This is a genomic window from Microcoleus sp. BR0-C5 (genome assembly GCF_036705045.1).
Classification (GTDB): Bacteria; Cyanobacteriota; Cyanobacteriia; order Cyanobacteriales; family Microcoleaceae; genus Microcoleus.
In genome coordinates, this window is the sequence record NZ_JAUBTR010000070.1 from 1 (window position 1) to 24880 (window position 24880).

Here is a 24880-nt window from a genome sequence, read left to right on the forward strand (position 1 = left end):
TGATTTTAAATCACCCTAACCTTCCTTCAGTCTTGTCTTATGGTACTCTGGCTGCTTAAAAACTGTCCGGAGTATTGCTTTGACGCACTTGATGATGTCTACTTTCGCGATAAATTCGGTTTAGCAATTTCAAGGAAAGTGGATTAATATCTCGAAGTGAAAACATATAAAACCTCTTTAAGTACAACTTAATACTTTTATTATATCATATTATTTGTTTATGTAATTAATTTTGTTTAACTACTTACAGTTCGCTAAAGCCCATTCCTTTTTAATGCCCCGTGCAGTGATGTGGGCAAGGTGATGTGAAGAAATGTGAAGATTTTCGGAATCTACGGTCGATGCAGCGGAATTGCGTGATAGGCTATCCATAGTGGTTTATTCCTTTGTTAGTGAAGTTAAACCGCTACCCCTGGTGGTATACTGAGAGAATCAAGAAGCCAGATATACCCTGTCGGCAAGGGTTGCCGCTTACGTTGGCGGCAAAGAAGTGATATATTTAAAGTCAAAATGTATATTTTCTTGTTTCTCGCGCCTCTACCAGGAGTAGCGGGATTTTTTTGTCGTCATAGACGAACTGCACAAATCTTAGCACGAAATTCAGGAAACAGTTATCAGTAGAAAAGTGAAAAAGTACAGTACATTTTGTCGAAATGTATGTTGTCAAACCCTATAGGTCTGACAACATTTTTTTGCAAAAAGTCGCCATACTTTCTGGACGAAACCCATAGGGTTTCCGCCAAATATTTTTTGATACTTTGCTCTCTATTTTCTAGAGACCTATATAGGTCTCTTGTGCATTTTGCTGCACTAACACGCTGTTTTATTAGGGTAGAGTGCAAGTAATCACAGTCACATCGTTCCCGATTGCATTCTAGGTCGTACTGCCATCAGCACCAGTGTAAGGTCTACGCGGTTCCAGATCGTTCTAGGCGCAAACTAGAACACAACTAGAACACTATGGCGAAAATACAAACCTATTAGAGTTTCACGGTTTTTGTGAGGCTCTTTTATTAGCTTTAAGTAGGCAGCAACGAACGGTGTTACTTTGTACTTTAGTGGGGAGGATTGCAACAGAGCCGGAACTGATGAGACACCTTATCCTGCGACTAAACCCCTTTGTAACAAATTGTTGCGAGCGATCGACAAATTTTGACAGACGTACGATCGTGTAGATAGCTACAAAAACAACACCCCTAGGTGCTATCAACACTTCGGGGTGCATTTACCGCCAATTGAACTACCAATTAACGGATGGTTTTACTATGACCCAGTTTTCACATAAAGTCAACTCTCTCAATGCTGCTAAAGCTACAGCAGATAAGGAACAGAGCAGTGTCACTACAGCAAAGGTACTTAATCAACTGTTTATTGATTCCCGGTTGCGAGTAACGTACTTTGACCAAATTACTCACGATGACGCTGTAGACATACTTTGCAGCGCCCCCACAAACAATGCTGGTGTCACAGAAACTATCGATAACCTGCTTTCCTACTACGGCTGCAAGGTTGCGACAACCGCATGGGTAGCAAGCTTTTATGGTGTGACAGAAGAGCAAATCAGTCGAGCTTGCAAGTATTAGAGCCGTGAACTACAGGGTGATGGATTGCTGGTACTGACACGAAATGATGTGCGTCGCGCTAGTGCCGAAGTTGACTTAGCTTACGAAAACATCCCTAACACTACCTACTTACTACCACCGCGTGCGATCGCTAAAATGGCTCTTGTTTTGCCAGCCGCCTCAGTGGTTCAAGCTGTGCTGAGGTCATTAAATGATGAGTTCCCCATGATTGAGGCTGCGACCCTTAAATTGCCGCATAACGACATTGTGCGGGGTACACGCATATCATCGGCACAAATAAGTCGCTATACCGCACAAGCAAAAATAGTGGGCAAGTACGCCTACATCCAACATTTTGGAGACAAGGTGTCACACCAAACATGGGAGCGCTTACTCAACTACCAGGGCGCTTTCCCACCGCCTTGCGGTATTGGTGTAGTGAAAGTTGATGACAGCTTTTAGGTGACTACATTCTTATCATTGCCAGCTAAGTAGCTGGCAATGAAGGTAAATAAAGTGAGGAACAAATGAAAAAACAATGTAAGACGTGCCCGTGGTTGGGGCGGGTCAAGGTGAGGGTCAAATGTCGGCAAAACTTACATCAGGGTTAACGCCTAAGTAATGTTTTTGGATTGTCTCTACACTGTTACCACAAGCCGTAGCTAGTAAGAATAAATCTGTGCCAGCGTGTGCCTGTAAGCTGATGAACGTGTGCCGACAGTTGTAAAACGGTAAGTAGCCTTCAATCAAACCATCGTCTGCTAATTGAGTAACTACACCGGGGTAATTGTATTCGGTTTCGCCTCTAACTTCAATCCGACCATCCCATATCTTTTGTATAGTTGGACTATCCCAAGTCTTCCCATTTAACTTAGAAAAGACTAAATCGTTAGGCTGTGCATTCTCGGTCTTTATCTTTAACAGAAGTTCTCTGAGTTTTGGGTACATCTTAAAGATGCGGATATCACCGTTTTTGGTATTTTTAGTCACCCTAAAGTGTCCGTCATAGCTCCGGCTAAAGACAATGTTGTTTTGATTTGTGCCACGAAAACAATCACGCCACCTGAGAGCGAAGGCTTCCCCGCTTCGGCAACCCGTTAAAAAACGAAATTCGACTAAGGGTGCTACCTGTCGCAGCGCTGCGTTTTTGTGACTGTAGAAGGCATCAATGATGGTTAGCATATCAGCCTTGCTAAAAGAACGCCGATCGCGCTCGTCATTGTCAGACTCATTGTCTGGTACGTCCCACCATTCCCTCTCAATACCGTCGGCGTCAACTTTTGGCTTGTACTTATCCGTTTTGTTCTCATTTTTATTTGAAAGTATAAACGGGTTAGCTGCAAGCTTAGTTTTGCCTAGGGATTGCAAGCGGGCAAAGGCTTCTGAGAGTGCTGCGAGTGTTTTTTGCTTTATAGCTTGCGTCCGTGTTGACTCATTAAACCATTTTTCGATATCAAGAGTCCCTAAGCGAGTGTCAAGTAAACCATCGCCGGCGTCCGTGAAGGTTTTTGTTTTTTTGCTCCAAACCAATCCTTTGATTAAGTTTGAATACGCCGCCTCATAACTACTACGGTAGGTGGTTTCCTCCAATTGTGGTCGTTTCCAGACTAGATAGTCTTCCCACATCTCACCTACGGTCATCTCAGGTTCCGACTCTGGTATGGGTGCTGCAAGCTGTAAAGCTGCATACTGCGACTTGATCCCATACTTGGCAAAAGTAGGGTCAAACAATTGTTCCCAGTCAGGATGTTGCAAGTCACTCTCGATCCGATGTGCGATCGCTTCTGCCTTCTGTCGGTTCTCGGCCGTATCCTTCATGCCTAGTGGCTGATACTTGCGCTTACCCCCAAAAATGGGATTGTACCGGGTGCTGAACTGTAACCGGAGTGAACCTTTATCAGATTGTACTTTGATTGTGTCAGGGGTGCTGTTGCTGGTTTTGGCGTACATATTATTTACTTGTCAAGGTACGGTTTAGAAGGGTTTTGGGCTTCTATCAGTATTCTATCATAAGTTATTTAGTTTGTAGCTTGTCGATGTATACGCATAGCGTGAATAAGGATTGTAGGTCACGATATGTGTTTGTACTTCTTGCGTTACCACTTGCAACACAAATGCTGCCTCCGGGGAGGAGTGGCCCAGTGACCCAGTGGCCCAGTGGCCCAGTTTTTGAGTATCGGAGGGGGAGAATTTTTCCTTGTTTCCTGGGACTGCTTCCTTCGGACGTTGTTCGGACGATCGCCTCCCACAGAATTACCGCGTTAGGTTAAGATTTAAGTGAAGGTGACACTAATGTTAGACAGAGCGGGTAATTTGCGCTGCGCTCGACCCTTGCCAATTTTAGGTGCACAAAATAGTTAATGCTAGATCAATTTCTCGACGCTTCACCCAATTTTGGAGTTGACGGCTTTTTATTATTGTTGGTTTTGGTGGCTTTGGAGGCTGTACTTTCGGCTGACAACGCGATCGCCCTGGCGTCTATTTCTAAAGGTTTGGAAGATGCCAAGGATCAGCAAAGAGCTCTCAACTTGGGTTTGATAATTGCTTTTGTACTGCGGATCGCCCTAATTTTAACGGCTACTTGGGTGATCCAATACTGGCAGTTTGAGCTGCTTGGTGCTCTCTACCTGCTGTGGCTTGTTTTCCAACATTTTACTTCAGAGACAGACTCTGAAGGAGAACATCACGGGCCCAGATTTGCGTCTGTGTGGCAAGCAATTCCCATGATTGCTTTTACGGATTTAGCGTTTTCATTGGATAGCGTTACTACTGCGATCGCTGTGTCTGACAACACTTTTATCGTAGTAACAGGCGCTACTATTGGAATTATTGCCCTGCGATTCATGGCCGGGTTGTTCATCCGCTGGCTGGATGAGTTCGTTCACCTAGAAAGTGCTGGTTACATCACAGTTGGGTTCGTGGGAATGCGATTGTTGGTGAAAGTAATTAATCCCGATTTAGTTCCTCCGCAATGGCTGCTAGTTTCCAGTATTGTCTTGATGTTTGTCTGGGGATTTTCTAAGCGTACTCCTGAGTCAGTCGAGATTGCAAAATCTCTAGAAATGGCTCTGAATCAGCCGGATTCAGAAGTTGCTGTGCGAGAATCGCAAGGACAGAAGTCTGAAAATTAACATACTTTCATTTGAATAAAATTAGCTTAAATCTGTCAAACCAACCAGATTGAAGGCTGGTCAAAACGTGCAAAAGCCTTTCATCCCGGTGACTTTAGTCCGGGGATGAAAGGCTTTTATTTTTTAATATTGTTCCATTCAGTAGCCGATCGAACTCATGGGAGTACAATTGGGCCTATGGTTCCGCAGTTATCAAAATCAGACTCAGCAATGGTTGCGTTGGTGGGATAGCGAGGGGAATTTGTTGCTGACGGGGTTGGCGGCATATTGGCGATCGCACGCAGGCGATCGAGCCGGATGTGATTTGAGGCTTGGTGGTGGCTGTATTTTTTGAGGAGAGGGAAAGAGGGCGAGCGATGGGAAGGAGTTGCGGGCGATCGCATTCACCTGTCGGAAAAAAATGTAACATTTCTGTTGATACCAATTCACTATGAACATACACTAAATGAGGCTGATGTCTTTCTTGTTGGAACTATGTCCTTAGCGTTATATTAAATGCAGCTTCATAGTAAATTGGTATGAGTGGCTGCCAGAAAACTTCGCGATGCACCAGAAATCTGAGTCAATCCACTCCCACAGGGATGTGATACGTCAGTCACCTACAAGTTCATTAGGAATCAATACAGGATTACGGCTCTTCCGAATTCTCTCCGAGCCGCCAAGACTAAGATTTTGTTCCGCTTTAATAACCCTAAGCTGCGCCATTTTATGATGATATCGTCGAAACTTATCCTTTAACTCTTGATCAATCATAGTTGTTTGAAACTGGGCATCCTGGGACATTAACAACATTTCAGGTTTTATTTCAATATCATTAGCGCCAATAAAAGTGTTCACAAGAACCTGAAATGTCAAGGGCTTTTTATGGTCAAGATGGCTCTCATAAATAGCTACTTTATCACCAGTAATATCGCATTCAACTCTTCCATCCTGATCGGCAAACTTTTCAAAGAATATTTTTTTAGTTAGCCGAATATCATCTTGAACAGCGGCACGGCAGGCTTCTAAAAAATCTTGATAAAGAGACTTTCCTTTAGCAGAAATCGCTGTGCGATAAGAAAAATCTGTTTTAGATCCATCTGTTCTTTCTATCCAAAAGCAACTTGTCGGCATATCGGTTCTATATTTGTACAAACGTTTTATACCACATCCAATCTTTTTATCTGCTTCAGGATGGCGCTCCAGAAGAGCTAGTAACATATCGTGATCATCACCTGCTATGCTTTGACAATTTCGATAGCGCTCCAACATATTTCTGAAGTGTTCAATAGCATCTTTCTGGAATTTGAACTCTATTCCATTGAGAACAATTGGTTGCCTTGCCATTTAAACTCCCTACCAGTTTTATATGACGTATAACTTAAATTGTATCGCAGATGTGTTACCCTATATCATAATAAGCGATATCTGCAAGACATAGGAGTTCAAAAAGTCCCTGCTTATCTTTCCTAACCTCAATTCTCGAATGTCGAATGTCTAGACGCGATAATTTACACTTCTCTCTACGTCGCACCCTCGAAAAAGACGGGTGGACAATTACGGACGATCCTTTAGTCTTAGTGTTAGAACAGACACTTTTGAAAGCCGACTTAGGAGCATAAAAGTTTTTTAGTGCGGAAAAAGAAGGGCAGAAAATCGCTGTTGAAATCAAAGACTTCGATTCACCCTCAGTCATCAGTGAACTGGAAAAAACGATGTCTGCGTAGGCTTTACAAATGGGCATTGGAAGGCCAAGAACCGGAGCGTCAGTTGTTTTTAGCTGTGAGCCAAGCCATCTACATTAAACACTTTCAAAAACCGATTTTTCAGTTAGCAGTCCAGCGAAATAAAATTAACTTATTAGTTTACGAACCAAATCAAGAGGTGATTCTCCAATGGATAACTCACTAAGCTATGCAGACATCCTCAAAAAAACCCTGCAAGAAGCAACTCGCGCCCAACCGCGTTTACAGGCAATCCAGCTTTACCCCGTCTGTGATGTCGATTCGGGTCACTTTCTGATTCTCGCTACAGGCTGGGATAAACAGCGCTGGATTGACACGATTCTATTTCATGCTCGTTTAGTCGATAATCAAGTTGTAATTGAAGAAGATAACTTCGAGGAAGGTCTAAGCCAAGCGCTGATTGCAGCGGGTATAAAAGCAGAGGATATCGTGACTAGCCCCTTCCCTGACAACAGTGATAGACAGAAAACCTATCAGACAGTATAAGGAAGAAGCAAGAGGGGGAAACTCCGAGATGGGAAGAGGGAGAGGATTTTTCCCCTACTAGCAATTAGCCATTAGCTATGGCCTAGGCTTACCAACAAAGAAAGCTAAGGGAGAATTCTCACCACAAGATAACCGAACTTTAGAACCAATGGGAAAAACATTTCCTGTGGTTGTGAGTGCATATAACTTTTCGCCCGAAGGTGTTTTTAAACAATAACGATTTTCTCTGCCTAAAAATTGGCGATCGCAAATCACAACAGCCGAATCTTCATCTAAGTATAAACTTAAATCTTCCTGCCGGATCATCAATTCTCCTTCAGTAGAAACATCACAAGGAACTTTTACAAATGAATTACCTTTAACAGCAAAACAACCTACTTCTGTTTCCCAAAAATCCTGCTTTAGCGATGCCGAAACAAAATTAGCTTGCGTCACAAACTCAGCCACAAATCGAGATGCTGGTTCTTGATAAACTTCCTCTGGAGTGCCAAACTGTTCTAATTGACCTTGACGCATCACCGCTACCCAATCAGAAATCGAAAGTGCTTCTTCGCGATCGTGCGTGACAAATACACCAGAAGTTCCCGTTGCTTTGAGAATCTCGCGGACTTCCTGACGCAATCTTAACCGTACTTGTACATCTAAATTACTCAACGGTTCATCTAGTAAAATAATCGCAGGTCTAGGCGCTAAAGCACGGGCCAGGGCTACTCGCTGTTGCTGACCCCCCGATAATTCATGGGGATAACGGTTTTCCAATCCTTCTAATCCCACCAGCGCTAAAGCTTCGGTGACACCTTTGTGAATATTATGCTTTGACTCTTTTCCTTGATGCGTCAAGCCAAAAGCTACATTTTTCGCGACTGTCAAATGGGGGAAGAGTGCATAGTCTTGAAACACCATACCAATGTCTCGCTGTTCCGGTGGCACTGACATATTAACACTGGCTACAGTTTTTCCTGCTAGAGCGATCGTCCCTGCTTGTAGCTGTTCAAAACCAGCAATTAACCGCAGCAACGTTGTTTTCCCACAACCCGATGGCCCCAACAACCCCAGGATATCTCCCTGATGTAAGGTCAGGGTGACAGATGCCACCGCAGGTGATGCTGCTTGGGCATACTGTTTTGTTACACCATCCAAATGCAGAATTATCGGTCGAGCCATTATTGCTATAAATAATCAACAACTTACTATTCTACAATAAACCAGTTTAGTGATATAAATTGTCATAAAGACTTGACAAATGTTTACACATACTGATAAACTAGCAAGCTAGACAATTTACTAGCGATGAAAAATTCCCAAAAATCACTACAGCAAACAGGCATCAGGACAATCGAATGGCGATCGACCTTACGCGGTTTATCCGCTAGTGGGTGGACACTGGCGGTTATCGCTTTAGCGTTGCCGATCGCCATACCAGTGATCAGTGTCTTATCCAGTATCTTTTTTGAAGCTAAAGATACATGGCAACATTTAACCGATACAGTTTTAACCCGTTATATCGTCAACTCTTTATTGTTAATGATCGGCGTAGGCTTTGGTGTTGTCGTGATTGGCGTAGGATGTGCATGGCTAGTAACAATGTGTCGCTTTCGGGCCAGTCGCGTATTTGAATGGGCATTACTTTTACCCTTAGCGGCCCCAGCTTATGTGCTAGCTTATACTTATACAGACTTTTTAGAATTTTCAGGCCCCGTTCAAAGTGCTTTGCGTTATATATTTGGCTGGAGTTATGGAGACTATTGGTTTCCTAACGTGCGATCGCTCCCAGGAGCAATCTTAATGCTAATCTTAGTTTTATATCCCTACGTCTACCTATTAACAAGAGTTGCCTTTTTGGAGCAATCAACTTGTACGCTAGAAGCTAGTAGAATACTGGGCTGTAGCCCTTGGCGGAGTTTTATGACAGTTGCCTTACCAATGGCAAGACCCGCAATTGTAGCAGGTTTAGCACTGGCTTTGATGGAAACTCTCAACGATTATGGTACTGTTCAGTATTTTGGAGTTGATACATTCACCACAGGTATTTATCGGACTTGGTTTGGCATGGGAGAACGAATTGCAGCCAATCAATTAGCGGCGATGCTATTATTATTTGTTCTAGGTTTAATATTACTAGAACGCTGGTCGCGAAGTAGGACTAAATATTATCAAGCTAGCAGTCGCTATCGCCAACTACAAACTTATCAACTTAAAGGAATCAGGAAAAATTTAGCGGTAATTGCTTGTTTTATTCCGCTATTTTTTGGTTTTTTATTGCCAGCGGGTCTTTTAGTCAAGTTGACCTTAGCTAATTGGCAACTAACCTTAGATGAACGCTTTTGGATCTTTGCCCGTCATAGTTTAATTTTGGCAACACTGACAGCAATATTAGCAGTAGTTATTGCTTTGATTATGGCTTATGGCTTACGGTTATATCCTAATTTAGGAGTGCAGTTAGGAACGAGAGTTGCGGCAATGGGCTATGCTGTACCTGGTTCTGTGATTGCAGTGGGGATTATGGTTCCCATTGGAAAATTTGACAATCTATTTGATAGTTGGATGCGTGAAAACTGGGGAATTTCTACAGGCTTGTTGTTAAGTGGTACGATCGCAGCTTTGGTATTTGCCTATATAGTTCGCTTCCTAGCTGTTTCTTTAAATGCGGTAGAGTCAAGTTTGAGCAAAATTAAGCCTAATTTAGATGATGCGGCGAGAAGTTTGGGTTATAGCCCGATGCAAACTTTAGTTACAGTTCATACACCAATGATGACCGGAGGTCTACTAACTGCCATGATGTTAGTATTCGTTGATGTAATGAAAGAGTTACCTGCTACTATAATTATTAGACCGTTTAACTTTGATACCTTGGCTGTGCGAACTTATCAACTTGCCTCAGATGAGCGATTGGCTGAAGCTTCTGGCCCTGCATTAGCAATTGTTTTAGTGGGGATGTTACCGGTTATTTTATTAAGTTGGAAAATTGCGCGATCGCGCAAGTCTTCAACACTATAACCGCCAAATCTCTTCCCTGTTTGCAGAGGTAATTGATTCTTTTAAAGCTATAGTCAGACAGGGGTTGAAACCCCAGTCTCATAGCGAAAGTCCGACAGGGGTTGAAACCCCAGTCTCATAGCGAAAGTCGTCTGAAGACGACTAGACAGCTAGGATTTCAGTCGGTTTCAACCGACTTTAGCTATAAGAGGGGGAATTTATTCCCTGGCGGGTTTCAGGAGAATGTATCAACCCTTCTTGCCTATTCTTTTTCCTTCATAAATCAAGATGATTAATAAAAACTTAGCAATGTTTAACCGCACTACTGGCACAATTTCCTTGTTACTACTTACTATTTTTGTCACCTTTGGATGCCAAAAACAGGTGGCGGGTCCCCTCGAAACATTACAAAAAACTAAGCAATGTCCAGGATGTGACCTGACTGATACCAAGTTAAGTGACATGGATTTAACCAGCGCTAATCTCAATGGTGCTAAGTTGGAAGGTGCTATGCTAGAAAATGTCAAACTTAATGAAGCCTTACTCGATAGCGTCAATCTCAAAGGTGCAAATTTAAAAGGTGCTTCTCTGGAAAAAGCAGGTTTATTTTCTGCCGATCTCACAAATGCTGATTTGAGTAATGCAAATCTCAAGGGGGCTTTTTTGCGAGGTGCAAAACTAAATAATGCCAATCTTAGTAATGCCGATTTAAGTGAAACTGACTTAAATAGTGCTGATTTGACAGGGGCAAACCTGAAAGGGGCAAACCTGACAGGCGCTATAATGCCGGATGGTAAAATTAAAAATTAAAGTTGATGGGATTCGGCGGTTTCAACCGCCGAATCACAAAGAGTAGCTTTTTGTTCAAAAAGCCTCTATTTCCATCCGGCGCGATCGGCAACCTTTAAAGCTTCGGGGTTATTTTTCCCAAACACATCAGGGTTGAGAGGGTCAGATTTGAATGTACCAAAACTTGCAACGGCAGGATCTATCGCCACACCTGAAATCACAGGGTATTCATTATTACTCCTAGCAAAAATTTGTTGCGCTTCGGGACTGGCTAAGTGTTCCAAGAATTTGGTCGCGCCTGCTTTGTTACGGGAGGTTTTGACTACACCGCCACCACTAATGTTGACGTGGGTACCGCGATCGCGCTGGTTGGGGAAAAATACACCTACTTTCGCCGCGATCGCTTTTTCTGCTGGATCTTTCGATTTCATTAAGCGAGCTACATAATAGGTATTAACAATGGCAATATCGCCTACCCCATCAGCAACAGCCTTGATTTGCGCCGTATCATTTCCCTCTGGAGGACGCGCAAAATTAGCCACCAATCCTCGTGCCCAAGCTTCTGTTTTTTGAGCTCCATGAGCTGCTAACATAGCCCCAACCAGAGACTGATTATAGATATTAGTGGACGATCGCACTAAAACTTTGCCTTTCCACCGAGGTTCTGTCAGCGCCTCATAGGTTGACAATTGGGCAGGGTTCACCTTGCCTTTGTTATAAACAATCACCCGTGCCCGGCGCGATAGACCAAACCAGAAGCCTTGAGGATCTCGCAAACTTGCTGGAATTGCCGATGTCAGGACTGTTGAAGAAACAGGTTGCAGAATACCGGCTTGTTTTGCCCGCCACAAACGCCCACCATCCACCGTGATGAAAACATCAGCAGGGCTATTTGCACCTTCACTTCTGATCCGTTCAATTAGTTGGTCAGCATCCGCCTCAACGAGATTAACCTTGAGCCCAGTTTTTTTGGTGAAGCTTTGGTACAACTCATTATCAGTGTCGTAGTGACGTGCTGAATAAAGGTTGAGAGTCCCGGTTTGGGCTGCGACAGGGGCTTTTTTGCTTAGTTCCCCCAGGGCCACGACAGCCATTGCTGTACCGCTGGCAAGAAAAATACGCCGAGAAATGCTCATTGTTCTATAATGATAGATTTTTTCATCTGGTAATTGACACGATGGTCTCTCTACAGCCATCTATAGTCATTGCTTTACTATATTAATGCAAGTAATTCTTATTTGATGATCGAGAGGGTAACTATTTTAGGGCTGACGCACTGCAGGTCAATCGATTTTAGATTTTAGATTTTAGATTTTAGAGGCGACCCCACGGATAAATGCTCTTTCTTGAAGATTTTCGATTTTCGATTTTGGATTGATTCCACGGATAAATCACGTGGCGGGTACCACCTTTGAAATTCGTGGTCAGAAATCCGGTCTCGACTTCGCTCAACGGGCATTTTTTTTCCGAAAAGACTTTGTTATAAGCTGTCGGGCATCTTGCGTTGTATTTTTCGGGCGGGCGGGACGCCCAACCCGACTCCCCACAACAATTTCATCTGAGATGTTGCACCATTCTCAATAAGCCTTTTATGAACAGGCTTTTCGGCCTGTGAAGCGAGAAAACTCATTCTTTGTGGGACGGGCCCCAGAGCCCGTTCTTGACAATGGTGCAGCATCTGAGATCCTACGGCTTATTTGTGTCTAATTAGCTCGTAAATTTCCACATAGTCTTTAGCTGGATAGTTCCACGAATTGTCACAATTCATGCCTTGAAGCATGAGTTTTTCAAATTCATCATGATAGTCATACCACAATCCGATCGCCCGATCGAGCGCCGACTCTAAAGCCGAGTAGTCTGTTTGGTAAAACACGTAACCGTTGCGTTCTTCCGGGAGGTGGCGGGTGTCGTAATCTCGATCAAACACAGTATTCACCAAACCGCCAACTCCCCGCACCACAGGAACAGTGCCGTACCTCAACCCGATCATCTGAGTCAGCCCGCAGGGTTCGTAATTACTGGGAACCACAATCATATCCCCACCGGCGTAAATTAAGTGCGACAGTTCCTCATTAAAACCTAGTTCTAAATGGCAGTCTGGATTATCATTTAAAAACTGTCTTTCGTGCTGGAAATGCGCGTTAATTCCCGCTTCCGTCGCGGAACCCAAAAGCACGAATTGCGCTCCCTTACTCAGAGAGTAATAAATTGCATGGTGGACGAGATGAACGCCTTTTTGGTCGTCCAAACGACCGATAAAGGTAATAATAGGCTTGTCAGCATCGCGCAGTAACAGCCGATCGCGCAAAGCTTTTTTAGTTTTGGCTTTTCCTGCCAAATCCTTCTGATTGTAGTGGTGCGGAATATAGCGATCGCTCTCAGGATTCCACACATCATAATCAATGCCGTTGAGCACCCCGCGAAACTTCTCTTGATATAAATGCAAAGTGTGACCCAAACCGTAGCCAAACTCGCCGAGGTGAGCTTCCCAAGCGTGGTGCGGCGAAACCGTGGTGACAAAGTTCGAGTAAACAATGCCGCCTTTCATAAAGTTGATAGCAAAAGGGTTAAAGTTATCTCGGAGGCGATCGTAATCAAAATAATAATCCTCTCGATTCAAACCCGTTGCACTCAAAATATCGCTACCGCCCATGCCTTGATGTTTGAAATTGTGAATGGTATAGCAGACTCGCTGATTTTCCATCCAATTGTATTTGTAAATTTCAAACAGCATGACTGGAATCAAACCCGTTTGCCAATCGTGACAGTGAATCACATCGGGACGCTTGTTGCTTCTGAGCAAAAATTCCAAAGCGGCTTTGCTGAAAAATGCAAACCGCATATTGTCGTCATTGCACCCGTAATAACAGCCGCGATTAAAAAAGTTATCTTGAGAGCGAGGTTCGATGAAAAAACACAACTGCCCGTGCACCCAGCCGCACAAGACATCGCAGAGGATTTCGCCGCCGTACCAGGGCACAGCCAAATCCCGGTAGGCTTCGTGAAGTCCCCAAATGTGGTCGTACCTCATGCAGTCGTACTTGGGTAGAATAATCTCGACGCAGTGGCCGGAATTCTGTAACTCCCGACTCAAACCGTAAACTACGTCGCCCAAACCTCCTGCTTTGATGACGGGGGCGCACTCCGAGGCAATTTGTACAATGTACATTTTTTTTTCTCGCTCCTGGATGAATAAAAAAATATTTTCTTAACTTGACAAAGTATATGAGTTCTCGGCAAATAAGCAAGTAGGCCATTGGGAATACAGGGAAATACGCGCAGCTAGCGGATGTTGGGGCAGATTCGGGCGATCGCTGATATCGTTTCCGCTTGGCTCAGAATTATTTAAACCGCAGAGGAGGCAGAGGACACATCCGTGAGTTCAATCTAAAATTGATTAATTACCCCATTTCCTCGCATTTGTCAACTAAATATTTTTTAAATTTTTTGCCTAATTTGCGCGAAAATTTCTCGCACGATGCTGATAACTGATTGGCACAGAGCACCTGTTCGGCTGCCAAAAATCAACAGGACTTACGCATTCAAGGGCGGTGTTACAAGGGTTTGAGATTCTTCGTTTCACTTGCCAATGACACAATTATCTTGAAATGCGTCTAGAACTAATCAAATCAGGGATTCTATCGTGGAATTTAAACCAGCAAATGCCGTGTCCAGCATTCATCCAGAGACTCTTAAGGAGGCGCTCGCCGATGCCCGACACCAACGATAAGGAAAACAATTTAAACCAACAACTCCAACAGCTAGTTGCTGAAGCCTGTTCGCATCCGCCCAAAAGCTTGATGCGGCGGGAAAAACTCAGCGAGATAGTGAGGCTGATTGTAAAATCCGGCAAACTTTGGCAAGAAGACACGCCTCATTACAACGATGCTTTACAGCAAACTTGGGTGTATTTTTGTCGCAATGTTTGCGAAGCGAACACCGCAAACAAACCTTACGATCGCAATCTGGGCAGCGTCATTACTTGGCTGGACAAATATCTCAAGATGCGACTGAAAGACTTTACTCTCGAACAAACGCAGGAAAAAGTTAGACGTGATTTACCCTTGATTTCAGAAGACTCAGCAGAAATTAACCTGATCAATAATATCGAAAACCCGCCGACTTATTCAGACAGTCCGCTAGCCATCCTAGAAGAGACAAAAAAATGGGTGCGGGCAGATCCGGAGGGGGAATTGAGAAGCGTTCACATCAAAGAACGCCCCGATGTCACTTGCCAAACCTTAATTCTGAGGCGTCTTCCCCCGGAGACTCCCTGGAAAAACATTGCTCTTGAATTTAACTTGCCGCCGTCAACCGCACCCAATTTTTATAAAAGAGAATGTCTGCCCCGCTTGCGAAATTTTGCGAAAAATCAAGGATATCTGGAATAAAGGCAGGACAACTCCTGTCCTAAAAAAAATCTGTAAAAAAGGAAAACCGTGATGAATAACAGCACCGAAAATATCAGAGAAAAATCTATTCCCCTGCCCATTACAGCCGCAGCCCTGCGGCTGGCACAGAAGTTTTCAAATCTTGACGGAGTGACATCCCCGGAAAAAAAAGAGCAAGTTTATTTCAACACTTTAGCTGTGTGTGCAGTAAAAGATTACCTGGAAATGATGGACATTCCCACAGACTTGAATGCCAGCGACAGTTGGAACGCGGCCATGCGCCTTTACACCGATGCAGCAGACTTGAAATTAACTCAACTAGGTCATTTGGAATGCCGACCTCTGAAGTCGGGCAAGTTTTGTTACATTCCGCTTGAAATACCGGACGATCGCATTGGTTTAGTAGCAGTTGAAATCGATATACAGCGACAAGAAGCTACTTTACTGGGATTTATGAAAACTGCAATGGCTGGGGATTTAGCGATTGATAAATTGCAAAGTTTTGACAAATTTATCCAACATTTGGATTGTCTGGAACGCAGCCGAAAAACTGTACAACTGCGCCAGTGGCTGCACAATATTTTTGAGGCAGGTTGGCAGTCTGTAGAAGATATTTTAGTGCCAAAAGAACCTCATTTAGCTTTTCGTCGTTACAGCAGCGCAGTCGTGCGGGCTAAAATAATCCATCTGACAGCAGATATCTCGGACAAAGCATCAGCAACCCTCGACTCTGTTCAGGAAAAACCTAATTTCTGGAGGGGTGTAATAGAAGCAGCCCCAGCGGTAGCTTTGCTGGTGGCGATCGAACCAACAACCGATACTGAAACTAATATTAAAGTGCAGGTACATCCCACCAGCGGGGCAGACAGCTTGCCGCTCAATCTGACTCTGAAAGTCACCGACGGCGAGGGAAAAACTGTCATGGAAGCTTGCGCCGGCAGCGGTAACGGCTACATGACTCTAGAATTTGCCGCCGATCGCGGAGAATGTTTCAGCGTTGTGGTAAAACTGAAAGAACTCTGTATTGCAGAGAATTTTTCCGCCTAAAGCGGCTCGCTTGCTATAAGTTGTTCAGCATGGAAATTGAACTTGGGCGGGCAGGATGGCCAGCCCACAAGAATTTCATCGCGCCGTGACTGTAAAATTTAGATGCGCCTGGGCTTATCAGTTGTTAGCCATGCCGAAATTAGTTGTTTTGAAGCTAGATGATAACTTGATAAAAGGGGTGCGAGTTTCTCTGGAAATCGGCGCGGAAGGAGATCGGCCAGCAGTGGAAATCCAAGCCTTCCTGCCTCCGAAACCAGAAATAGCGGAACACTACGATCGCTGGCAGTCAACCTACCGCAGTTTGGGAGATTTCCGCATTAAGCCGATCGAAATTAGCATTAGGGGATCTCGTGCGGAACAGTTGGCCAAATGCCGCTTGTTGCGGGAACAGTTAAGCCAGCAAATCAATAGCTGGCTCAACTCTGAACCGTTTCGCAAACTCAAAGAAACATTGCTCGAACAATTAATGCCATCGGAAACCATTCGATTTTTAATCAAAACTGACGACATCGATTTGCGGCGGCTACCTTGGTACTGTTGGGATATTTTTGAGCGCTACCCGAAAGCCGAAATTGCTTTGAGTCCCGCAACTTATAAAAAACCGGCTATTGCCAACAGAAATTCCGCTAAAGGCAGCGTAAAAATTTTAGCAATTTTGGGGGAAAGTCAAAAAATTGATATTGAGCAAGATAGAATTATACTTGCAGGATTGCCCTCAGCAGAAGTTACTTTTTTAGTAGAACCAAGTCGCAGCCAAATCGGCGATCAGCTTTGGGAAAAAAGCTGGGATATCTTATTTTTTGCCGGACACAGTTCCACCCGCAGCGACGGCCGATCGGGTAAATTTTATATCAATCAAACCGAGAGTTTAACAGTAGAAGAACTGACACACGGTTTCAAGCTAGCGGTTAGCAGCGGCTTGCAGTTGGCCATTTTGAATTCCTGCGATGGATTGGGAATAGGGCGACAGCTTGAAGATTTGGGCATCCCGCAAACGATCGTAATGCGGGAACCGGTGTCCGATCGAGCTGCCCAAGATTTTTTAAAGTATTTTCTCCAAGCTTTTTGCAGCGGCGAATCTTTGTATGTGGCAGTGCGCCTGGCGAGGCAAAGATTGGCAGAATTAGGGTCAGAAATTCCCGGTGCGGATTGGCTGCCGATTATTTGTCAAAATCCGGCATCCAAGCCGCCAACTTGGCAAGAGTTGCTGCACAAACCCGAGCCGGAAACTGTCAGCAATCCTCCACCTTTATCTCGCCTGCGCCGCTTTCAGATCGGGCTGTTGGCGATCGCAACTGCTGCTGTTTCTGTCATGGGAGCGCGATCGCTGGGCTTGCTTCAGATATGGGAATTGCAAGCTTTTGACCAACTGATGCGGCTGCGTCCTGCTGAAAGCTCAGACTCGCGTTTGCTGGTGGTGGAGGCGACGGAAACGGATATCAACCAATACGGCTTTCCGCTGCCGGATGCGACGATCGCAAAAGCAGTGGGAAAATTGGCACAGTATGGGGCGCAAACGATCGCCCTGGACATCTTCCGCGATCGCCCTTTAGGGCCCGGTTATGCAGCATTAGCCGCTCGCTTTCAGGGCGATCGAAATTTAATTGGTTTGTGCAGCGTCAAAGAAACCGGCAAACCCAACAAATGCGGCATCAAACCGCCGCCCGCACTGCCAAAAGAGCGCCTCGGGTTCAGCGATGTGGTGGCAGATGCCGACGGCATTCTCCGCCGCCACTTGCTGTTTATGCAGCCGCACAGCAGCGATCCTTGTACTACAGATCACTCTTTGAGCGCGAGGGCTGCCCTCCATTACCTAGCAGCAAAAGGCATCAAACCGGAAGATATTCCCAGAGATAAGATAAGGCTGGGTAATGCAGTTTTTGCACCGATTCACGGCAGTACAGGCGCTTATCAAAACTTGGACGACCGCGGTTTTCAAATAATGCTCAATTACCGACAACCCAAAAATTTTGTTCGCCGAGTCAGGCTGGCAGAACTATTAGAGGGAAAAGTCAATCCCCATTGGATAAAAGAGCGAATTATCTTTATTGGCGTGACGGCTCCGATTTCCAATCCAGATTATTTTTTGACGCCCTACAGTGCGGGAGAATCGCCTTCCCAGAAAATGCCGGGGGTATTAATTCAAGCGCAAATGTCGAGTCAAATTATCAGCGCTGTTTTGGATCGGCGCCCGCTGCTGCAAATTGCACCTGAATGGGCCCAAATGCTGTGGATTGTGGGTTGGGCAGGAGTTGGTAGCGCGATCGCGATTGTCAGCCGACGCAGGCTGCACGTGGTGTCGGGGGCGATCGCATCTGCGGGGATTTCGTGCGGGGTTTGCTGGTTTTTCCTAATCGGGGGCTGGTGGGTGCCTTTGGTACCCTCAGCTTTGGCAATGGTAGCAGCGGGTTTAATTGCGATCGTTTTTACTTTTGGGCCGAAATGACAATAAGTAAGTCCGCAACCTTGAGAAATCGGGTTGAGCGCGAGGGAGCATCTCATATTTGTAAAAACACTTCTTCTGGCTCCTTCCTTCTGACTCTTTCCTCCTAGCTCCTGGCTCCCAACTCCAATTTCTAGCTTGGCGGCTTTCATTGAGATGCTCCCGATCGCGATCGGCTATTTTTGGTTATTTTGCTGGTGCAGATAGTTGTTAATCGCTTTAGCGATTTTTGCTTGCTGGTATGGGTTCATCGTGCGGGGTAGGGAGATGCGAGAGCCTCCACAAACTAACAGTCTAACTTCGTACCAAATGTCATGATCCCGATCTTTTGTTCGATCGACTTCCACGCCATAAATATCGCACAGAGAGTATTCCATTACTTTACGTGCCAACAAACCCCGCTGTTTAACAGTCAAGGTGTTTAAATTTCCATCGAAGCTGTAGGTTTCATTATTTCTCAAGACGATCACTGCGATTCCTGCGAGCAAAAATATGCCTCCTGTCCATCCCAGCCAGCGCTCGTCTTGGCTTAAGCGCAGCAATCGATCTTTTGCATTCTTAACAAAAAAATTGATGTCAGAAGCCACAGCGTCTTGGGTTCCCCAATTAGTGGAGTGAGCAGTGAAAGGAACATTGCCAACAGAAGTCAAAAGTACAACTCTGGTTTTATAGCCGCATCTTTCAACTTTAGCTCCCCGCAAAGAAGCAAGCTCAATTTCTTTGATGTTCGATCCCAGTAAATTCGATCGCACAATCTGGCAATTTCCTTGTTTTGCCTGCAATCGCTGGCAGCTCAGGGTTGCTGCATGATAGTCAAAAGTCAGCGATATCAGTCCAACTGCCATGAATAAACAGCTAGGGAGCCAAAAATCAAATATGCTTTGAGTCTGAATGATTAATTCACTTGCTGTTTGCTGGATTATTTTCATTTATCTCACCCTTAAATTCCAAAAATGAGGCTAAGTAGGTAGGCGCTGTAAAACACAATTATGTAAACGATCGTAAAGTATCCAAATGCCCTAAGTGTGGCTAAGTTAGCCCTGTTTACATACTGTTACATAGCTGTGTTTAATCCCGCTTACCTACTTACCTTGTTATTGCGAGCGATCGGAGCGAAAGTGTAACCGTCTCCGTGAGTAGTTTGAATAAAATTCGGAACAGCCGAATCGACTTTAGCCAGTTTCCTGCGAATCATACGGATATACACGTCCGCCACTTGCTCGTCTCGTGGGTCATTGCATTTCCATCCCCAAACTTTTTCGATTAGCTGTTGGCGGCTCCAGGCTTTACCTGGATAAGTTGCCAAAAAATACAATAGTTGAAATTCTAAGGCCGTCAGAGCTAAAGTTTTCTCTTTCAATGTCACCTCCCTACTAATTAAATCGAACCCGAGTTCACCGAAGACAAGATGGCGCGGAGTGACGGTTTTCATCCCCCTCAACAAGATTTCTATTCTAACTGCCAAGTCCTCAAGACTAAACGGTTTGCCGATTAAATCATCAACACCTGCTTTGATGATTTTAATTCCATCTTCTTCGCCTGTACCGCTGCTGGACATCACGACTAAAAAAACATTATTCCGTCTCTGCATTTCTTCGCAAAGTTTAACGCCGATATGATCGGGCAAATTCCCATCCAAGATTACGAGGACTGGGTTGAATTCCTCAAATATTTCTAAAGCTGTTTTTCCGTCTGCCGCAGATTGTACTTGATATGTCTGATTCAGACAGCCGTAGATGAAATTGCGGACGGGGGCGTCATTCTCTACAACCAGAATCTGGGAATTTGGCTCGGTAGATATCGTCATAATTTTTGGCTCTATTGTTAATGGTTCAAACTTTAGAAAATCGAGTAAGTATGCTGTATTTTGATTAGCCGCTCGATTCCCTATAGGGCGTGTTTCCTTTACCCGTAGATGCCCCCTTAGCTTGCCCCCTACTCAACCCCTACTCCCTTTAAAAAGGGGAGTAGGCAGGGTGGGAAAAGAGCGAATTAACTGGTTCCCACGCTCTACCTAGGAACCAGTCGTAATTATGATGATGATTCAATTAGCAAGTACCCTGTCCCTGCGAGCGCTCGGAGCGAAAGTATAACCGTATCCCCGAACAGTTTGAATAAAATTGGGAACAGCGGCATCAACTTTAGCCATTTTCCTGCGAATTTGGCCGATATGCACGTCCACCACTCGCTCTTCTGCTGCATAATTGGATTTCCACCCCCAAACTTTTTCGATTAGCTGTTGGCGGCTGCAAGCTTTACCCGAATGAGAGGCCAAAAAACACAATATTTCAAATTCTAAGGCTGTCAGTGTTAGAAGTTGCTCCTTCAATCTCACCTCCCTACTCAGTAAATCGATCGCTAATTGGCCGAAGACAAGGTTGGGCGGATTGACGGATCTCGCCCGCCTCAACAAGACTTCTACTCTAACTGCCAATTCTTCAAGACAGAACGGTTTGCACATAAAATCATCGGCACCTGCTTTCATGATTTTAATTCGATCTTCTTGGGCGGTGCGGCTGCTGAGAATCGCGACTAAAACATTAGTGCGCTTCTGCATTTCTTGGCAAAGTTTATAGCCGGTTGTATCGGGCAAATTCCAATCTAAAATCACGAGGACTGGGTTAAATTCTTCAAAAATTTCGAGAGCTGTTTGGCCGTCTGCGGCAAATTGTACTTGATATGTTTGATTCAGAAAGCGGTAGATGAGAGTGCGAATGGGGGCGTCGTCCTCTACAACCAGAATTTTGGCTTTTCGATCTGCAGATATTGTCATAATTTTTGAATTTATTGTTAAGGGTGCAAAGTTAGGAAAGCGAGCAGGTGTATGAAAACAGTCTTTATTTTTTAGTCCGCTAGGAGTGGACTAAAGTTTGTGCAGTAGGGGCAATCCTCCCGTGGTTGCCCCGATTTCAATCGCAAGCGTGACTTTTTTGAAGAAATTAAATCGACACATGACTTATCCTGGCGCGATCGAGTTTCTGTGGAGCTTTCAGCGAAAAAACTAATTTTTTCGCAGTTTTGGCAATTTTTTACAAAATTTAATCAATTATGTTTCGCCGATCAGTGTGAAAGCCGCCCAATCTCTGGGATTTGGATGCTGCTGCATTGTCTCCAGCATGGCGTTTCGCAGGGCTTGAGCTTTGTTGCCTGTTCGATCGAGATTTTGATAAAATTTCACCATCAAATCGGCTGTAGGAGCATCCGGCACCGCCCACAAAGACACAATGACACTGGGCGTACCAGCCGAAATTAAAGCGCGAGACAAACCGATAACGCCGTCGCCGGTAATCCGCCCCATGCCGGTATTGCAGGCACTCAAAACTACCAGATCCGCGTTGAGGTGCAGGTTCAAAATTTCCTCAGCAGTCAGCAAACCGCTATCAGTGCGATCGGGTGCAAGGGCGATCGCACTGCCGAGCCCGCGAAGGTTATCGAGCAATCCGTGGGTGGCAAAATGGACGATGCGGGCGTTTGGCAACCGCTGAAGTACGGCGGCTTTGGTAGCCGAATTGCCTGTAAGCGCTTGGGTTTGGAACAATTGGGCGATCGCCTTGGCTTCGGTTTCTGAATGCGCCAAAGCAGATAACCGCTGCGGGGGTTTTCCCGCTACAAGAGAAACTTCGGGCATAGTCGGATTTCCTACTATTAGAATGTCCCCAGCCCAATCAGAAATCTCTTGCCGTTTTTGGCGGGTTAATTCCAGAATTTGGATCGAAGGAGCAGTTAGAATAGTATGTTTTTCAATTAAGAATTTACCCGCAGCATCTTGCAGGGCCGGAAAAGGAACGAAAAACAGTTCACCTTGAGGAATAAAGATAATCCTGGCTTGTGGATCTGTCGGCAACAAATTGGCAATTGGTTCGATTAACAGTTGATGGAGTTTCTGGAATCGCGGGTGATTGGTGCGGCTTGATTGCACTTTTGCTGTTACATCAATTGTAGGTCTGGGAATAGTCAATCCTTCGGGAAAAGAGGATTGCCAGAGCGAGAGAATGCTGTGAGTTTCATCAACAGATATGACTTGCCAAGGTTCCCAATTAGGGGCATCGTCGTGGAGTTTAACTAAATCGCCTGGGTCAATTTTTAGAGTAGGATTGAAGTCGCGATTCCTGATGCCGATCGCCTCGCGAGAGTCGGAAACCAAGTCTTTGAGCGAAGTATGTTGATAGTTGAGGTCAACTTGGCGAAATGCAATTTCGCCCGTCGGGTGAATTACCCAAATAAAAAGTTCTTCTAAAAAAGAAATCGAATATTCGACAAAAGTTGCATTTTGTGATTTAGCAATTTGTTTAATTTGCTCGATCGTAGGCGGCTTAATATTGGGTATCGCACCTGAATTAGCAGATAACCGAGCAGTCAGTAACTCCACAAAAGCCCGCGCCCGCCCCCGCTCCGAAATTTCCAGCGCCTGTTCTGTTTCTGACTGGGCGATCAGGGCTTTTTCCAGGTGGCGGTAAGTTGCTGCTTGGGTTTCAAAAATAGATACTTTAAAGTTATCGTGGTTGCCCAATCTTCCCCGAAGTGACTCCCAAATTTGAATCGCGTCGCGGAGGAATGTTTCAGCTTCTGCAAACTTGCCAAAGTCAAATAAAGCCAGTCCTAAATTGTTGAGAGTTGCCCCTTCTGACGCCATTTCGCCGATCTCGCGCGCGATTTCTAAACTCTTCTGGCTGTATTCGATCGCCCGCTGGCACTGCCCCAAACAGCGGTAAGCATTGCCCAGATTTCGCCAGGAAGTCGCTTCCCCAGATCGATCGCCCATTTCCTGCTGAATATCTAAGGATTTCTGGTAGTATTCGATCGCCCGCAAGTAATTCCCCAAATTACTGTAAGCATTGCCCAGAGTAACCAACGAATAGGCTTCCCCATAACGGTTGTTGATTTTCTGCGCCAGAGTCAGGGACTTTTGAGAGTATTCCATCGCCCGTTGATGTTGCCCTAGGGAAACGTATGTACGGGCCAAAGCGTTCAATGAGTTCACTTCTCTATGCTTAGAGTTGATTTTTCGCGCCATATCTAGGGACTGCTGCTGGCACTCAATTGCTTGCAAGTATTCCCCCAGGGAATGATATGCACTCCCCAAATCGCGCCAGGAACTAGCTTCTCCATGAAGGTTGTTGGTTTCTCGCTCAATATTTAGCGACTGTTGGTAACAGTCAATTGCTTGCAAGTATTCCCCCAGGGCATCGTAAATATTTCCCAAAGCGTTTAGAGAAGCTGCTTCCCCACTGCGGTTGCCGATGTCTCGCTGAATATTTAGCGACTGCTGGTAACAGTCAATTGCTTGCGAGTATTCCCCCAGCAAACTGTAAATCTCGCCTAGATTGTTCAGAGCGTTCGCTTCTCCGTAGCGGTTACCACTGTTTTTATGAATATTTAGCGACTGCTGATAGTATTCGATCGCCTGCGAATATCTTTCCAGGGAACTATTAGCACTGTCCCCGAAGGAATCTTTCTCGCGGGGCTGTCTTGTTGCTCTTTTCATCATTCGATCGGGAACAACAATTTTATTATTAATAGGAGACTGAATCGATCGATATATCGACTGCACCTCTGCTGCCAACAGCACCCTTTTGTAGAGCCGAATATCCCCAATATTTCCCCGAAAAACGCCTCCGAAACCGTCCGAGCGCCTGCCAACAGTCAGAGGAATATTATTGCTGAGGGAACCCTGTTGCAATATTGGTCTGAACCGCCCACCTACTTCCTTGCCATCGACATACCAGCGCCCTCCATCCACTCGATCGCGATCGACAGCAACCGCAACGTGATGCCATTGATTGTCGCTGACAACTGGGAAAGGAAGAATTTTTTCTATATGGTCTAAACCACAGTTTAGCCAACCTTTTTCATCCGCTAGTTGCAGGTTAATTTTGCTTTGATAAATAAAGAAAGACCAGCCCAGCATAGGGCCAGAATTTTCAATTCGCTTATCGATAATCTTGACAATTCCGTAATCTTCCGTGCGAATCCACGCACAAATAGAAAAGTCTTCTTTGCCTATATCCAGTAAAGGAGTAACTGGGAAAGTAACGCAACCTCCTGTTAGCAAGAGGCTTTCGTGCGACCCGTTTTCTAATGGTTCAACAGCACGGGAAATACTGTCAATTAGGCGTGCCGGAGGGAGTTCCGGGCGATCGCTCGTCAAGTTGCCTGCTTTATCAAATGACCAACGGGCGATCGGCTCTGTATTAAAAGTATTGTAGACGCTTAATATCGGGTATTTCATCGCTTAGTTGACTTAATTTTTGTGGAACAGGCATCTTGCCTGTTCCTGATAGGCGGGCTAAGAAAAGGGCCAGAAAAAAACTTACTCTTTCTGGAACAGGGC

Annotated in this window: 19 protein-coding genes and 2 pseudogenes; 12 read left to right on the forward strand and 9 right to left on the reverse strand. The window is 45.0% G+C overall.

The window, feature by feature from the left end; translation table 11 throughout:
• Window positions 1-1265: 1265 nt before the first annotated feature.
• Window positions 1266-1583: a hypothetical protein gene (locus tag QUB08_RS25325; protein WP_333228181.1), complete on the forward strand. Its 318-nt coding sequence runs from the start codon at window positions 1266-1268 to the stop codon at window positions 1581-1583.
• 24 nt (window positions 1584-1607) lie between these two features.
• Window positions 1608-2024, forward strand: a complete 417-nt coding sequence (locus tag QUB08_RS25330) for a hypothetical protein (protein ID WP_333228183.1) — start codon at window positions 1608-1610, stop codon at window positions 2022-2024.
• Window positions 2025-2141: 117 nt separating this feature from the next.
• Here the strand turns inward: QUB08_RS25330 and QUB08_RS25335 are convergent, their stop codons facing one another.
• Window positions 2142-3512, reverse strand: a complete 1371-nt coding sequence (locus QUB08_RS25335; protein WP_333228185.1) for an Arm DNA-binding domain-containing protein — start codon at window positions 3510-3512, stop codon at window positions 2142-2144.
• A gap of 410 nt (window positions 3513-3922) precedes the next feature.
• On the opposite strand from QUB08_RS25335, the gene QUB08_RS25340 reads away from it, so the two are divergent.
• Both QUB08_RS25340 and QUB08_RS25345 read left to right on the forward strand, forming a co-directional pair.
• Window positions 3923-4693, forward strand: coding sequence for a TerC family protein (locus tag QUB08_RS25340; RefSeq protein WP_333228187.1), 771 nt, complete (start codon window positions 3923-3925; stop codon window positions 4691-4693).
• Between the two features lie 145 nt (window positions 4694-4838).
• A pseudogene (locus tag QUB08_RS25345) lies at window positions 4839-4949 on the forward strand (Uma2 family endonuclease); the annotation flags it as partial.
• A 335-nt stretch (window positions 4950-5284) separates the two neighbouring features.
• On the opposite strand, the gene QUB08_RS25350 reads toward QUB08_RS25345, so the two are convergent.
• Window positions 5285-6019: a DCL family protein gene (locus tag QUB08_RS25350; protein WP_333228189.1), complete on the reverse strand. Its 735-nt coding sequence runs from the start codon at window positions 6017-6019 to the stop codon at window positions 5285-5287.
• 146 nt (window positions 6020-6165) lie between these two features.
• Here QUB08_RS25350 and QUB08_RS25355 point away from each other — a divergent pair.
• The 3 genes and pseudogenes from QUB08_RS25355 to QUB08_RS25365 all read left to right on the forward strand — a co-directional run bounded on the left by QUB08_RS25355 (window position 6166) and on the right by QUB08_RS25365 (window position 6903).
• Window positions 6166-6399 (forward strand): annotated as a pseudogene (locus QUB08_RS25355) (element excision factor XisH family protein).
• The gene (locus QUB08_RS25360) at window positions 6335-6583 is read left to right on the forward strand and encodes an element excision factor XisH family protein (protein ID WP_333228191.1); all 249 of its coding nucleotides are present in this window, start codon (window positions 6335-6337) and stop codon (window positions 6581-6583) included. Before QUB08_RS25355 ends, QUB08_RS25360 begins: the two are co-directional and overlap by 65 nt.
• Complete coding sequence (locus tag QUB08_RS25365; RefSeq protein WP_333095924.1) at window positions 6568-6903, forward strand: element excision factor XisI family protein; 336 nt, start codon at window positions 6568-6570, stop codon at window positions 6901-6903. Before QUB08_RS25360 ends, QUB08_RS25365 begins: the two co-directional genes overlap by 16 nt.
• A 75-nt stretch (window positions 6904-6978) precedes the next feature.
• On the opposite strand, the gene QUB08_RS25370 is transcribed toward QUB08_RS25365, so the two are convergent.
• Window positions 6979-8067: an ABC transporter ATP-binding protein gene (locus tag QUB08_RS25370; RefSeq protein ID WP_333228193.1), complete on the reverse strand. Its 1089-nt coding sequence runs from the start codon at window positions 8065-8067 to the stop codon at window positions 6979-6981.
• A 126-nt stretch (window positions 8068-8193) separates the two neighbouring features.
• On the opposite strand from QUB08_RS25370, the gene QUB08_RS25375 reads away from it, so the two are divergent.
• Window positions 8194-9900, forward strand: coding sequence for an iron ABC transporter permease (locus tag QUB08_RS25375; RefSeq protein WP_333228195.1), 1707 nt, complete (start codon window positions 8194-8196; stop codon window positions 9898-9900).
• A gap of 267 nt (window positions 9901-10167) precedes the next feature.
• Entirely contained in the window at window positions 10168-10689 is a 522-nt protein-coding gene (locus QUB08_RS25380) for a pentapeptide repeat-containing protein (protein ID WP_333228198.1), read from the forward strand.
• 65 nt (window positions 10690-10754) lie between these two features.
• Here the strand turns inward: QUB08_RS25380 and QUB08_RS25385 are convergent, their stop codons facing one another.
• Window positions 10755-11804: a Fe(3+) ABC transporter substrate-binding protein gene (locus QUB08_RS25385; protein WP_333228200.1), complete on the reverse strand. Its 1050-nt coding sequence runs from the start codon at window positions 11802-11804 to the stop codon at window positions 10755-10757.
• A gap of 557 nt (window positions 11805-12361) precedes the next feature.
• Entirely contained in the window at window positions 12362-13837 is a 1476-nt protein-coding gene (glgA, locus tag QUB08_RS25390; RefSeq protein ID WP_333228202.1) for a glycogen synthase GlgA, read from the reverse strand.
• A 541-nt stretch (window positions 13838-14378) separates the two neighbouring features.
• Here glgA and QUB08_RS25395 point away from each other — a divergent pair.
• Genes QUB08_RS25395 through QUB08_RS25405 form a run of 3 tightly spaced genes read left to right on the forward strand, consistent with a single transcriptional unit; the run spans window position 14379 to window position 18552 of the window.
• Complete coding sequence (locus QUB08_RS25395) at window positions 14379-15059, forward strand: sigma-70 family RNA polymerase sigma factor (protein ID WP_242720738.1); 681 nt, start codon at window positions 14379-14381, stop codon at window positions 15057-15059.
• A 51-nt stretch (window positions 15060-15110) separates the two neighbouring features.
• Window positions 15111-16106: a DUF1822 family protein gene (locus QUB08_RS25400; RefSeq protein ID WP_333228205.1), complete on the forward strand. Its 996-nt coding sequence runs from the start codon at window positions 15111-15113 to the stop codon at window positions 16104-16106.
• A 55-nt stretch (window positions 16107-16161) separates the two neighbouring features.
• Window positions 16162-18552 (forward strand): CHASE2 domain-containing protein, encoded by a 2391-nt coding sequence (locus QUB08_RS25405; protein WP_333228207.1) that lies wholly within the window; start codon window positions 16162-16164, stop codon window positions 18550-18552.
• Window positions 18553-18725: 173 nt separating this feature from the next.
• On the opposite strand, the gene QUB08_RS25410 is transcribed toward QUB08_RS25405, so the two are convergent.
• The 4 genes from QUB08_RS25410 to QUB08_RS25425 form a co-directional block, all read right to left on the reverse strand.
• On the reverse strand, window positions 18726-19478 hold the full coding sequence (locus QUB08_RS25410) for a hypothetical protein (protein WP_333228209.1): 753 nt from the start codon (window positions 19476-19478) through the stop codon (window positions 18726-18728).
• A 149-nt stretch (window positions 19479-19627) separates the two neighbouring features.
• Window positions 19628-20356, reverse strand: coding sequence for a response regulator transcription factor (locus QUB08_RS25415; RefSeq protein ID WP_333228212.1), 729 nt, complete (start codon window positions 20354-20356; stop codon window positions 19628-19630).
• Window positions 20357-20593: 237 nt separating this feature from the next.
• Entirely contained in the window at window positions 20594-21322 is a 729-nt protein-coding gene (locus tag QUB08_RS25420) for a response regulator transcription factor (protein WP_333228214.1), read from the reverse strand.
• A 273-nt stretch (window positions 21323-21595) separates the two neighbouring features.
• A complete protein-coding gene (locus QUB08_RS25425) occupies window positions 21596-24778 on the reverse strand; it encodes a CHAT domain-containing protein (protein ID WP_333228216.1) in 3183 nt (1060 codons plus the stop codon).
• Window positions 24779-24880 lie beyond the last annotated feature (102 nt).